This is a genomic window from Aliihoeflea sp. PC F10.4, from assembly GCF_054612275.1.
In genome coordinates, this window is record NZ_JBTSWH010000001.1 from 1,038,014 (window position 1) to 1,050,215 (window position 12,202).

Here is a 12,202-nt window from a genome sequence, read left to right on the forward strand (position 1 = left end):
CCGGGCCTGATGCGAGGAGGCATCGTGACCGGGAGGCAAACATCATCATCAAAGGGAGGAGAATGCAGATGACCGGAAGAATCGTACTCGCATTGAGCGCCGCGCTTGCCGCTTCGGTTTGGAGCGTGCCGCACGCAGCCGCGCAATATCCCGACAGGCCGCTGACGCTGGTCGTGCCATGGGGCGCTGGCGGCGGCACCGACGCTACAGCGCGTATCATCGGCTCCGGCCTTGAACGAGAACTCGGACAATCGGTCAGCGTGGTCAATCGCACCGGCGGCTCCGGCGTAGTCGGCCATTCGGCCATCGCGGAGGCCGAGCCTGACGGCTACACGATCGGCATCGCCACGGTCGAAATCGGGATGATGCATTGGCAGGGTCTTACCGAACTGACCTATGCGAACTATACGCCGCTCGCGCTGATGAATGAGGACGCTGCCGGCGTTCAGGTTCTGGCGAATTCCGAATACGACTCTCTCGAAAGCCTTCTCGAAGCGATCGACAGTTCACCGCCCGGAACGTTCCGCGCGTCGGGCACGGGGCAGGGCGGCATCTGGCATCTGGCGATCGCCGGCCTTCTCAACGATCGCGGGATCGATCCGACGAAGGTGCCGTGGGTGCCGAGCGAGGGCGCTGCGGCGGGCCTTCAGGATCTGATGGCGGGCGGGGTCAGCATCGTTCCTTGCTCACTTGTCGAAGCTCGCGGCCTGATCGAGGCGGGGCGCGTGAAATCGCTCGGTCTCATGGGTCAGGAGCGCGCCGAACTCTTTCCCGATGTGCCGACCCTTTCCGAATCCATCGGTTCGGACTGGCAGATCGGCGCATGGCGCGGGATCGTCGGTCCCGAAGGCCTGCCGGACGATGTAGCGGAGCGGCTGATCGTGGCGCTGGAGGCGGTCTACAACAGCGACGAATACAAAAACTTCATGGCTGCGCAGGGATTCGGCGTTCGCTGGGCGAGAGGCGAGGAGTTCGGCACTTTCATGGAGCAGGCCGATGCTTCTCTCGGTCAGACGATGGAAGCCGTCGGCCTCGCGCGATAGGCGCGATTTCGCCTTTGTCTGCCGGCTCGTCGCCGGCAGGCAACCCGATCCGACATTCCGGAGGCGCTCATGCGATTTAGCGAAACAATGCTCGGCGCGACGCTGTTCATCCTCGGCATCGCCGTCACCGCCTATGCCTGGACGCTTCCGGCCGTGCCGGGACAACAATATGGCGCTGCGGCTTTTCCTGTTCTGATCGGGGTCGGTTTCGTGTGTTGCGCGCTCGTTCTTCTCGTTCAAGGCTACAGGGCGGCAGGCAGCACGCCGCTGATCTCCTTGACTGAATGGACGCGCCAGCCTGGCGCGCTCGTGGCAGTGGGCGTGACGATCCTTTGCATCGTCGCCTACATGCTTCTGGCGCGCCGCGTCGGCTTCGTGCCGGTGTCGGTCGTGATCCTCATCGTCATGTTTCGCATGTTGTCCGTATCGTGGGGCAAGGCGATTTTCTTTGCCGTCGTCGCGACGCTCGTCACCGATTATGTTTTCAGGAGCCTGCTGCTCGTGCCGCTTCCATTCGGCATGATGCCTAGGCTGCCCTGGTAGGAGCTCTGGTATGGACCCGATCATCCAGGCTTTCGAACTGGTTTTCACATGGCAGGTTCTTCTGACGGTGACGGGCGCCGCGCTTTTCGGCCTGCTTGTCGGTGCCGTGCCGGGTCTGACGGCGACGATGGCGACCGCGCTTCTCGTTCCGCTCACCTTCTTCATGGACCCGATCCCCGCAGTCGGTGCGATGGTTACATGTGCGGCCATGGCGATCTTCGCCGGCGACATTCCGGGAGCCTTGCTCAGAATGCCGGGTACGCCAGCATCGGCCGCCTATACGAATGAAGCCTATGCGATGACCCGTCGAGGCGAGGCGGAAACCGCTCTTGGCGCATGTGTTCTTTTCTCGGCCATTGGCGGGCTGTTCGGCACGGCCGTCCTGATCTTCGCTGCGCCAACGCTTGCCGAATTCGCGCTGAACTTCTCCTCGCAGGAATATTTCTGGATGGCGATGCTCGGGCTGACATGCGCGACATTCATCGGTTCCGTATCCGCCACCAAAGGTATGATCAGCCTCCTAATCGGGCTTCTGGTCTCCACCGTCGGGCTCAACAATGCAGCAGGTGTCCCGCGCTTCACCTTCGGTTCGACCGACCTCATGTCCGGCATCGATTTCATTCCGGCAATGATCGGCCTTTTCGCCATTTCCGAAGTGTTCCGCACCGTGGCGGCCGGCGCGCCCGCGTGGGACAATGTGCAGGTCAAGGTGGGCAATATCTTCCGCAACTGGGGCGGGATGATTTCCACCTATTGGCGTCAGCAGCTTCGCGGCAACGTCACCGGCACGGCGATCGGCATCCTGCCGGGGGCGGGCGCGGATGTCGCCGCCTATGTCAGCTACGCGGTCAGCCGACGTTTTTCGAAAACACCGGAGAAATACGGCACCGGCCATCTGGAGGGCGTGGTCGAGGCGACGTCGTCCAACAACGCGTCTCTTTCCAGCGCCTGGGTACCCGCGCTCGTCTTCGGCATACCGGGCGACACGATCACGGCCATCGTCATCGGCGTTCTCTACGTCAAGGGACTCAATCCGGGGCCGACGCTGTTCATCTTCAATCCGCAGATGATCTACGCCGTTTTCCTCATCTTCATCCTTGCCAATTTGTTGATGGTGCCGCTCGGCTGGCTGGTCATTAAGCTCGCACGTGGCCTTTTGAAGACACCGCGCTCGATCCTGATGCCGATCATCCTGATCTTCTGCATCGTGGGTGCATTCGCATCGAACAACGCCGTCTACGGCATCATCATCATGCTTGCTTTCGGCATTCTCGGCTTCTTCATGGAAGAAAACGACATTCCGATCGCGCCCGGCATTTTGGGCATCGTCATCGGGCCGATCCTCGAACGCAACTTCATCACGACGATGATCAAGTCGGACGGGGCGTTGGTGACATTCGTCGACCGGCCGATCGCTGCAGTTCTGGCTGCATTGTTGGTCTTGATCTGGGCGTCGGTTTTTTATTCGGCCTTTCGAAACAGGGGCGCGGTGCGCGCATGAAAAGCCACGGCCTTGTGCGAAAGATGCTCGATATGTATGAATTGGCAGCGCTGCCAAAAATTTACTGTCGTCATAATGACGAAGATCGGGAGGGGTTATGACAACGGATGATCAAGGCCGGAAGCTGCGCTCACGCGCGTGGTTCGACAACCCGATGAACCCCGACATGACGGCGCTCTATCTTGAACGCTATTTGAATTACGGCCTGTCTCAGGAAGAACTTCAGTCCGGCAAGCCGATCATCGGGATCGCGCAGACTGGCTCTGACCTGTCTCCATGCAACCGCCATCATCTCGAACTGACCAAGCGCGTTCGCGAGGGCATTCGCGAGGCGGGCGGGATAGCGATCGAGTTTCCCGTCCACCCGATTCAGGAGACTGGAAAGCGACCGACTGCCTCGCTTGATCGCAACCTTGCCTATCTCGGTTTGGTGGAGGTGCTTTACGGCTATCCGCTCGACGGCGTCGTCCTGAATATCGGCTGTGACAAGACAACACCTGCCATGCTGATGGGCGCGGCCACGGTGAACATTCCGGCCATCGCTTTGTCGGTCGGTCCCATGCTCAATGGCTGGTTCCGGGGCGAGCGCACCGGCTCCGGCACGATCGTCTGGAAGGCCCGCGAGATGATGGCGGCAGGCGAGATCGACTATGCCGGCTTCATCAAGCTGGTGGCGAGTTCGGCCCCTTCGACCGGCTATTGCAACACGATGGGCACGGCAACCACCATGAACAGTCTTGCCGAAGCGCTCGGCATGCAGCTTCCCGGTTCCGCTGCCATTCCCGCGCCCTATCGCGATCGGCAGGAAATGGCCTATCGCACCGGCAAACGCATCGTGGAAATGGTCGTGGAAGACCTGAAACCGTCCGACATTCTCACCCGTGACGCCTTCGTCAACGCAATCCGCGTCAATTCGGCTATCGGCGGTTCGACCAATGCGCCGATCCATCTCAACGCGCTTGCGCGCCATGTCGGCGTCGAACTGTCGATCGATGACTGGCAAAAGGAGGGCGAGCACGTGCCGCTGCTCGTCAATCTACAGCCGGCGGGCGAGTATCTCGGCGAAGACTATTACCATGCGGGCGGCGTGCCGGCGGTCGTCTCCCAACTCATCGCCAACGGTTTGATCGTTGAAGACGCGATCACCGTGAACGGGCGCACTATCGGCGAAAACTGCCGCGATGCGACCATCGAGGACGAGAATGTCATCCGCCCGTTCGACAAGCCCTTGAAGACGAATGCGGGGTTCCGTGTCCTGCGCGGCAATCTCTTCGACAGCGCAATCATGAAGATGTCGGTGATTTCGCAGGAGTTTCGAGAGCGATATCTGTCCGATCCCGAACAGCCGATGGCTTTCGAGGGCAGGGCGATCGTCTTCGATGGGCCGGAGGACTATCACCACCGGATCGACGATCCGGCGCTGAAGATCGACGCGAACTGCATCCTTTTCATGCGCGGGGCCGGGCCGATCGGCTATCCGGGCGCGGCCGAGGTCGTCAACATGCGCGCACCAGACTACCTCATCAAGGCGGGTGTTCACTCGCTGCCCTGCATCGGCGACGGGCGACAATCGGGCACCTCCGGTTCGCCGTCGATCCTTAACGCGTCGCCGGAAGCGGCGCTCAACGGGGGGCTGGCGCTGCTCAAGACCGGAGACCGCGTGCGTATCGATCTGAAAGCCGGTTCCGCCGACATGCTTATTGACGACGGCGAACTCGACGACCGGCGGCGTGAATTGATGGCGCGTGGCGGGTACGAGTTTCCCGCTCACCAGACGCCATGGCAGGAAATCCAGCGCGGTATTGTTTCCCAGCTCGAAACGGGCATGGTGCTCGAACCGGCCGTCGCCTACCGCCGGCTCGCTCAGGGCGGTGTCGACGGCAAGATGCCGCTCGTTCCGCGCGACAATCATTGAACGCTTAAGGGAGGACGCCGATGCGCATACTGGTTCTGGGAGGGGCGGGCATGATCGGCCGCAGGCTGATCGACGCGCTCGTCTCAAACGGCGAACTTAACGGTCGAAAGATCAGCGCCATTCATTCCTTCGATGTCGTCGAGGGCACTTTCAGTTCGCCTTTGGTCACCTCGCAAGCCGGCGATATCGCCGATGCGGCGACGATCAATGGATTGGTGGTCGAGCGGCCGGACGTCATTTTCCATCTGGCCTCGATCGTTTCGGGCGAAGCGGAAATCGAATTCGAGAAAGGCTACCGGATCAATCTCGACGGCATGCGTAATCTGCTCGAAGCGGTCCGCATGGCTGGCGACGACTATCTGCCGCGCCTCGTTTTCACATCCTCCATCGCCGTGTTCGGTGCGCCGTTCGAGGAGCCGATCCGCGACAGCTTCTTCCATGCGCCGTTGACGAGCTACGGCACGCAAAAGGCCATCTGCGAGCTGCTTCTGTCCGATTACAGCCGGATGGGCTTCGTGGATGGCGTCGGCATTCGCCTGCCAACCATCGTCGTGAGACCGGGCAAGCCCAATAAGGCCGCGTCGGGCTTCTTTTCCGGGATCATTCGCGAGCCGCTCGCCGGCGTCGAAGCCATTCTGCCGGTCGATGACGACGTTCGCCACTGGGTCGCAAGCCCCGCTGCCGCAGTCGGCTTTCTCCTGCATGCCGCCGTGCTCGATACGGCCGCGCTTGGCGACCGGCGCTCGCTGACCATGCCGGGTCTGTCGATCACTGTCGGCGAGATGATCGAAACGTTGCGCGACATCGCCGGAGAGGAAACCGCACGTCTCATCAGGCGGCAACCCGATACGGCAATCAAGAAAATCGTCGCTGGCTGGCCACGCGATTTTTCGGCGGAGCGGGCGAAAGCGGCCGGTTTTGTCGCCGATGCCGATTTCGGCACAATCATACGCGCGCATATTGCCGACGAGTACGCGCAAGCTGAACGAATGAAGGGAGATGCGGCATGAGCGGCGCAAAGGAGCGGGTCGGTTTCATCGGCGTCGGGCTGATGGGACATGGCATGGCCAAGAACATCGTCGAGGCGGGCTACCCGTTGACGATCAAAGGCAATCGAAACCGCGAGCCGGTCGAGGATCTGAAAAAGAGAGGCGCGAAGGAAGTCGAGAGCGTCGGCGAACTGGCTGCGGCCTCGCAGATCGTTTTTCTGTGCCTGCCCGGCAGCCCCCAGGTCGAGGCGATCGTCCATGAAATCCTCGCCGCAAAAGGGACGGTCGACACTATAGTCGATTGCTCGACGAGCAATCCGGTATCGACGCGGAACCTCGCACATGCATGCAAGGAAGCGGGTGTGACGTTGGTCGATGCGCCTTTGGCTCGCACGCCGAAGGAGGCATGGGTCGGCCAACTCGATACGATGGTCGGCGCCAGCGAAGCGGATTTTGGGCGGCTGAAGCCTATCTTCGAGACCTGGGCTGCGCGGATCGTGTGGGTCGGCGATGTCGGCGCGGGCCACACGGTGAAACTGCTCAACAATTTCGTCGCGCTCGGCTATGCCGCGCTTTACGCGGAAGTCCTCGCGATTGCCAGCAAGAACGGCGTCGAAGCTGCCACGTTCCGGGACATCATCACCGGCAGCCGCATGGATTGCGGCTTCTTCCAGGGCTTCATGCAATACGCTGTCGACGGCGACCGCAACGCGCACAAATTCACCTTGCGCAACGCGCACAAGGACATGCGGTATCTGGCGGGGCTTGCCAATGAAAGCGGCATCGCCTCGCATCTCTCATCGGCGATCAAGAACAGCTTCGCGACCGCCGAAGGAATCGGACGCGGCGATGATTACGTGCCGATGCTCGCCGACATCGTGGCCGATCTCAACGGCGTGAGCCGCAGCAGGGAGAATGTTCAGGCATGAACCGGATTGATCTGGAAGGACGCAAGGCCATCATCACCGGCGGGGCGCGCGGTATCGGCTATGCGACGGCCGAACGCATGATCGCAAGCGGCGCATCTGTCGAATTGTGGGACGTTGATGGCGCGGCCATCGATGACGCATTGAAATCGCTTGGCGAGAAGGCAAGTGGCGCAGTCGTCGAACTGACTGATGAAAAGGCGGTCGCAGAGGCGGCCAAAAAATCGTTCGACGCCAAGGCAGTCGATATTTTTGTGAACAATGCGGGCATTACCGGCGGCAATGCAAAGACGTGGGAACTGACGCCCGATACCTGGCGGCGCACGATCGAGGTCAATCTCGTCGCGCCCTATTTGACCTCCCATGCCATCGCGCCGCTGATGATGAAGGCGGGCTACGGCCGCATCGTCAACGTCGCTTCCATCGCCGGCAAGGAAGGCAATCCGAACGCGTCGCATTATTCCGCCTCGAAGGCGGGCTTGATCGCGCTGACGAAATCGCTGGGCAAGGAACTCGCCGGATCGGGTGTTCTCGTCAACTGCGTGACGCCAGCGGCGGCCCGCACGGCGATCTTCGACCAGATGACGCAGGAGCATATCGACTACATGCTCTCGAAAATTCCGCTTAACCGGTTCGTAGAACCATCCGAGGTCGCAGCGATGATCGCATGGCTGTCTTCCGAGGATTGTTCCTTCACGACGGGCGGTGTGTTCGACATTTCGGGCGGGCGTGCCGTTTACTGACGGATTGGCGGTCAAAGCGGAAACTTGAAAGCACAGCGTTAGGCTTGATTTAACCGCGATCTTCGAAGCCCGGGCGATAGTGCGATTCCGTTAAGCTTCACCGAGCAATGCTTCCCTCGCGACCATGCGGGGGTTTCAATGAAGACGTTCTGGCAATCCGAGTCAGGCAATTTCGCTATGATGACGGCAGTGCTTCTGCCGGCGCTGCTTGCTGGTGTCGGCATGGCGATCGACACGGCGAATATCGTCAATTCCAAAAGCCGCCTGCAAAACATCGTCGACAGCGCCGTTCTCGCCGCCTCGCAGGAAAACGCTTCCGATCAGGAAAGGCGCGACCTGTTCAACAGCTTCGTGGCCACGCAAGGCGCAAGTTTCATCGTCGGAACAGCGAATACGCGGCTCGATATCGACGATGGGTTGAATTACGTCCAGTTGACGGGTCATGTCGAAGCAAAGATCGGCCTTTTCCTGATGGACCGGTTCGGTAACCGCGACATCACCGTATCGGCGACGACGTTCCGTTCCACGAAGATGCTCGAAATCGCCATGGTGCTGGATAATACCGGCTCGATGGGTCAGGCCGGCATCAACGCGTTGAAGAAAGCGTCGAAGGCGCTGATAACGGCGGTCGACAACAATGGCGATCCGCGCCAGGAGGTCAGTATCGGCCTCGTACCGTTCGTGACGGCCGTCAACATCAAGGGCGAGGGCTTTCAGGAAAGCTGGATCGATACCAAGGGCGAAGCGCTCTATAATGGCTGGAGCTTCATTTCCGATCCGATGCGGGCGGCTCGCCGCGATCTCGCTCCCATCGAGCGTCGCGCCAATCTTTCGAAAGATGCGCGCAATGCCGTCATGCAGCGCTGGGAACATAACAACCCGATCGGATGCGACGCGGCTGATCTCGCTACCAAGGATCGGGACATGTACGAGATGTGCAAGAGGATGGTTTCCTATCCTCATCACATGGCGTTGTTCGATTATTCCGGAACGACCTGGAAGGGCTGCGTCGAGGCACGGCCCGCTCCCTACAATCTCGACACGTCAGCGCCCGACCCAAGCAATCCGGATACGCTCTTCGTGCCGTATTTCGCTCCAAGCGAACCTGCGACGCGCATGACGAACGGTGGAAACGACGGCTCCAAATTCAACAATGCGTGGCTGGACCACAAGACGAAGGATCTTTCGCTGACGAAGACTTCTGACCAGCACGATATCCAGCGCTCGCCTTTGAAATATGTGATTGGTCCTTTGCAGACGGCGAGCAAGCGCCCGGCTCGTTCAGTCAAGGATACAGCAAATCTGACGATCGGCCCGAACCGCGCATGCCCGACGCCGCTCACGCCGCTCACGAAGGATATGTCCAAGGTGCAGGCGGGCATCGATGCCATGCAATTCTGGAACGGTTCGGGCACCAACATTTCCGAGGGTCTCGCCTGGGGCTGGCGTCTTCTTTCGCCCGGCGAACCGTTTGCCGGGGCTGCTCCCTTCAAGACGGAATCGGTTTCCAAATTTCTCGTTCTGATGACCGATGGCACGAACGTCTCGTTCGGCGGAACGAGCACGATCAACAAGTCGGACTACGGCTCCTACGGGTTTTTGGGTGCACCGGCCGCCGGCACAACGGGCAGCCGCATAAACGGCACGACGAGCCAGGGATCGGCCGAGACGACGCTCAACACCTATACCCGCACGATGTGTCGCCAGATCAAGGAACTGGAAGTGGAGGTATATACGGTCCTCTACAACACCACGAATTCCGCGGTCACCACGCTGTTTCGCGAGTGTGCAAGCCGGCCCGGTAATTTCCACATGGCCAACAACACGGCCGCGCTGGAAGCTGCCTTCGCCAAGATCGGAAGTGACGTCGCGACGCTTCATCTGACGCAGTAATCGGCCACATTTCCGACTGAAGGAACGATCGTCCTGGCCGCGCATTGCACCTTGTTGAGAGACGAACTCGACCTTGGGGTGGCCGATGAGCTTCCGTGACTTCAGAAGAGACCGCATTTCGAAGCCCATTTTCGGGTGGGCAAAGGGCGTCATGCCGCCCATTTCCGAAACAGAGCGCGATGCGATCGATGCGGGAACGGTCTGGTGGGACGGCGAACTCTTCACCGGAACTCCCGACTGGAACAAGCTGGTGGCCATGAAGCCGGCTTCGCTTTCGGCCGAGGAAAAAGCCTTCATGGAAGGGCCGGTGCGCGAACTTTGCGCCATGGTCGACGACTGGAAGCTGGCCTGGGAGGACCGCGACCTGCCGAAGCCGGTTTGGGATTTCATGCGCGAGAAGAAATTCTTTGGCATGATAATCCCGAAAGAATTCGGTGGGCTCGGCTTTTCCAATACCGCGCATTCGGAAGTGGTTCGCACGCTCTCATCCGCGAGTGTTGTGGCGGGCGTCACGGTCATGGTTCCGAACTCGCTCGGCCCCGGCGAACTTCTCATGCATTTCGGCACCGACGCGCAGCGCGAATACTGGCTGCCGCGCTTGGCAGACGGGCGCGAAATCCCGTGTTTTGGGCTAACGTCTCCGGAAGCCGGCTCCGATGCGGCGGCGATGACGGATAAAGGCGTCGTCGAATATGGCGAGCATGAGGGCCAGCGCGTTCTCGGCATTCGGCTGAATTTCGAAAAGCGCTATATCACGCTCGGTCCGGTCGCGACCGTTATGGGCCTCGCCTTCAAGCTTCACGATCCTGACAATCACCTTGGCGGCGGCGAAGATCGCGGTATCACCGTCGCATTGTTGCCGACTGCCATTGCCGGCGTCAGCCATGGCGACCGCCACATTCCGCAATTCACCTTCTTCCAGAACGGGCCGCTTTACGGCAAGGACGTGTTCATTCCGCTCGACTGGGTGCTTGGCGGGCCTGAACGCGTCGGGCAGGGGTGGAAAATGCTGATGACGGCACTTGCCGCCGGTCGCGGCATTTCCTTGCCGTCGCAATCGGCGGCATCTGCCGCGATGTGCGCTCGCGCGACAGGTGCCTATGCGCGCATTCGGACCCAGTTCAACGTTTCGATCGGCAAATTCGAGGGCATTCAGGAGCCGCTGGCTGAAATCGCGGCCAACGCGTACCAGATTGACGCGGCGCGCAGGCTGACCGTCGCCGCGCTCGACGAAGGCCACAAGCCGTCCGTCATTTCGGCGATCATGAAGTTTCACGCCACAGACCGCATGCGACGGTCGATCGAGCACGCGATGGATATCCATGGCGGCAAGGCGGTCATAGACGGGCCGAAGAATTATCTCGGCGCGCAGTACCGGTCCGTTCCGATCGGGATCACCGTGGAAGGCGCGAACATCCTGACGCGAAACCTCATGATCTTCGGGCAGGGGGCGATACGTTCGCACCCTTACATGCTCAAGGAACTGCTGGCGCTCTCGGACGAAGACGAGACCGAAGGCCTCAAGGAGTTCGACCAGCAATTTTGGCGTCATGCCGGGCACTCTGTCGCCAATGCGCTGCGAGCGTTCGTGCGTGGATGGACTGGCGGCCTCGTATCGCCCGCTCCCTCGCGGGCCGCGTTGTCGGGACACTGGCGTCAGCTTTCGCGCTACGCGGCCGCATTCGCGCTTTTGGCCGACCTTTCGCTTTTGACTCTTGGCGGCGCTTTGAAGCGCAAGGAAATGCTGTCGGCCCGTCTGGGCGATATTCTTGCCGAGCTTTATCTCGGCGCGGCCGTACTCAAGCGCTTCGAGGATGAAGGCCGGCCCGAGGCGGATCGTCCGCTTGTCGACTTCATCATGGTGCGCGGACGCCAGCGCATGGGCGTTGCGTTCAAAGGTGTGCTTGCCAATTTGCCGGCGCGCTGGGCCGCATTTGTCGTCCGGCTCGTCGCCTTTCCGGTTGGCGTGCCGCATCCCGAACCGCGTGATGCGGATCGCTCTCGTGTTGCGGACATGCTGATGGAGGCCGGCCCTCAGCGCGACCGGCTAACGCCCGATATCTATCTGGGCGAGGGGCATGCCGAACATGCTCTCAAGGACCTCGAACACGCCTTCGACCTTGTCGCTCAGATCACGCCCATCGAAAAGAAAATGCGCGATGCCAAGGTGCGTGAGGTCGGTCGCGCGCTGGAGACGGGATTGATCTCGACCGATGAAAAGCGGCGGCTCGACGAGGCCCATGCAGCGGTCGCCAAGGTAATTGCCGTCGACGCCTTTCCCATGGCCGACATATCGCCGCTGGCGAGCCAGCATGAAAATGCCGGCTCTGAAGAGCGACGCGAAGCTGCGGAATAGCGGTCTGCTTTCTGATTTGCCATGCAACCGGCGAACCACCGTCGGCGTTTCTGTCGTGAGCAGATCAACAGGAGGCTTACATGCCCGAGAACGAAAAGAAGCGCCATCTCAATATCGAGAAGAATGATGACAAAACGCGCCGCGATGACGAGCTGGAAGAAGGCCTTGAAGACACGTTTCCGGCAAGCGATCCGGTATCGGTAACGGGATCGAGCATCACCGGTGCGCCGAAGAAGGACAAGACCGAAAAGAAGTGAGTATGTGCGGTTTAGCGCACGCCAAATCAAAAGGCG

General features: G+C 60.6%; 10 protein-coding genes. All 10 read left to right on the top strand.

Annotated features, from left to right (window positions below; all coding sequences use genetic code 11):
- The first annotated feature begins 68 nt into the window (after window positions 1-68).
- The 10 genes from ACX82Z_RS05190 to ACX82Z_RS05235 all read left to right on the top strand — a co-directional run bounded on the left by ACX82Z_RS05190 (window position 69) and on the right by ACX82Z_RS05235 (window position 12,166).
- Window positions 69-1,043 carry a tripartite tricarboxylate transporter substrate binding protein gene (locus tag ACX82Z_RS05190; protein ID WP_459586962.1) on the top strand — a complete coding sequence of 325 codons (975 nt, stop codon included), beginning with the start codon at window positions 69-71 and terminating at the stop codon, window positions 1,041-1,043.
- 69 nt (window positions 1,044-1,112) lie between these two features.
- Complete coding sequence (locus tag ACX82Z_RS05195) at window positions 1,113-1,586, top strand: tripartite tricarboxylate transporter TctB family protein (protein WP_459586963.1); 474 nt, start codon at window positions 1,113-1,115, stop codon at window positions 1,584-1,586.
- A 10-nt stretch (window positions 1,587-1,596) separates the two neighbouring features.
- On the top strand, window positions 1,597-3,087 hold the full coding sequence (locus ACX82Z_RS05200) for a tripartite tricarboxylate transporter permease (protein WP_459586964.1): 1,491 nt from the start codon (window positions 1,597-1,599) through the stop codon (window positions 3,085-3,087).
- 97 nt (window positions 3,088-3,184) lie between these two features.
- The gene (locus ACX82Z_RS05205; RefSeq protein ID WP_459586966.1) at window positions 3,185-5,002 is read left to right on the top strand and encodes an IlvD/Edd family dehydratase; all 1,818 of its coding nucleotides are present in this window, start codon (window positions 3,185-3,187) and stop codon (window positions 5,000-5,002) included.
- Between the two features lie 20 nt (window positions 5,003-5,022).
- Window positions 5,023-6,012: a D-erythronate dehydrogenase gene (gene denD, locus ACX82Z_RS05210; RefSeq protein ID WP_459586967.1), complete on the top strand. Its 990-nt coding sequence runs from the start codon at window positions 5,023-5,025 to the stop codon at window positions 6,010-6,012.
- Window positions 6,009-6,920, top strand: coding sequence for an NAD(P)-dependent oxidoreductase (locus ACX82Z_RS05215; protein WP_459586968.1), 912 nt, complete (start codon window positions 6,009-6,011; stop codon window positions 6,918-6,920). Before denD ends, ACX82Z_RS05215 begins: the two co-directional genes overlap by 4 nt.
- A complete protein-coding gene (locus ACX82Z_RS05220; protein WP_459586970.1) occupies window positions 6,917-7,660 on the top strand; it encodes an SDR family NAD(P)-dependent oxidoreductase in 744 nt (247 codons plus the stop codon). Before ACX82Z_RS05215 ends, ACX82Z_RS05220 begins: the two co-directional genes overlap by 4 nt.
- Window positions 7,661-7,837: 177 nt before the next feature.
- On the top strand, window positions 7,838-9,553 hold the full coding sequence (locus ACX82Z_RS05225; RefSeq protein ID WP_459586973.1) for a pilus assembly protein TadG-related protein: 1,716 nt from the start codon (window positions 7,838-7,840) through the stop codon (window positions 9,551-9,553).
- Between the two features lie 85 nt (window positions 9,554-9,638).
- Window positions 9,639-11,909: an acyl-CoA dehydrogenase gene (locus ACX82Z_RS05230; RefSeq protein WP_459586975.1), complete on the top strand. Its 2,271-nt coding sequence runs from the start codon at window positions 9,639-9,641 to the stop codon at window positions 11,907-11,909.
- An 80-nt stretch (window positions 11,910-11,989) separates the two neighbouring features.
- A complete protein-coding gene (locus ACX82Z_RS05235; protein ID WP_459911944.1) occupies window positions 11,990-12,166 on the top strand; it encodes a hypothetical protein in 177 nt (58 codons plus the stop codon).
- Window positions 12,167-12,202: the final 36 nt, after the last annotated feature.

What these genes read in the sequence shown, in the direction of transcription:
- ACX82Z_RS05190 (WP_459586962.1), top strand. Translation starts at nt 69, where the DNA reads ATGACCGGAAGAATCGTACTCGCATTGAGCGCCGCGCTTGCCGCTTCG.
- ACX82Z_RS05195 (WP_459586963.1), top strand. Translation starts at nt 1,113, where the DNA reads ATGCGATTTAGCGAAACAATGCTCGGCGCGACGCTGTTCATCCTCGGC.
- ACX82Z_RS05200 (WP_459586964.1), top strand. Translation starts at nt 1,597, where the DNA reads ATGGACCCGATCATCCAGGCTTTCGAACTGGTTTTCACATGGCAGGTT.
- ACX82Z_RS05205 (WP_459586966.1), top strand. Translation starts at nt 3,185, where the DNA reads ATGACAACGGATGATCAAGGCCGGAAGCTGCGCTCACGCGCGTGGTTC.
- denD (WP_459586967.1), top strand. Translation starts at nt 5,023, where the DNA reads ATGCGCATACTGGTTCTGGGAGGGGCGGGCATGATCGGCCGCAGGCTG.
- ACX82Z_RS05215 (WP_459586968.1), top strand. Translation starts at nt 6,009, where the DNA reads ATGAGCGGCGCAAAGGAGCGGGTCGGTTTCATCGGCGTCGGGCTGATG.
- ACX82Z_RS05220 (WP_459586970.1), top strand. Translation starts at nt 6,917, where the DNA reads ATGAACCGGATTGATCTGGAAGGACGCAAGGCCATCATCACCGGCGGG.
- ACX82Z_RS05225 (WP_459586973.1), top strand. Translation starts at nt 7,838, where the DNA reads ATGATGACGGCAGTGCTTCTGCCGGCGCTGCTTGCTGGTGTCGGCATG.
- ACX82Z_RS05230 (WP_459586975.1), top strand. Translation starts at nt 9,639, where the DNA reads ATGAGCTTCCGTGACTTCAGAAGAGACCGCATTTCGAAGCCCATTTTC.
- ACX82Z_RS05235 (WP_459911944.1), top strand. Translation starts at nt 11,990, where the DNA reads ATGCCCGAGAACGAAAAGAAGCGCCATCTCAATATCGAGAAGAATGAT.